The sequence below is a fragment of the Bradyrhizobium sp. Kon37 genome (assembly GCF_055807535.1).
On the sequence record NZ_JBVVOY010000179.1, the window covers coordinates 1 to 357 of the forward strand.

Here is a 357-nt window from a genome sequence, read left to right on the forward strand (position 1 = left end):
CATCGGTGCCATGGGCTGTCCTTGAGTTATTAATCATGTAGATGCCAAATTGCTTATTTCCCAGACCGCCAATCATAAATTTGCGGTCGGCGTGATTCTGGCGAAGCAACGCCTGAGCGCTATCAGTGTTAACTATATTTTTCCCAAAGATAGCGTTGTTATCGCGCATCTGAATCCACATACCATTACTGCTGTTAATAGCAAAACGGTCTGAAAGTGTATCCCCTGAAACATTAAGACCACGCCCCATCGAAACAGCGCCAGTAGCGTTATTAATCCATAATGGCCTTAATCCGTTATAAGTCCCCATGTTGTCACCGGAGTTTGTCAACATGAAGTATGTATTTGAACCATCAT

Annotated in this window: 1 protein-coding gene; it reads right to left on the reverse strand. The window is 43.7% G+C overall.

Features of this window, described 5'->3' with window-relative positions:
* On the reverse strand, window positions 1–310 hold a 310-nt coding region (locus tag AC0L3J_RS37690), incomplete at its 3' end, for a hypothetical protein (RefSeq protein WP_473350478.1).
* Between the last annotated feature and the right edge of the window lie 47 nt (window positions 311–357).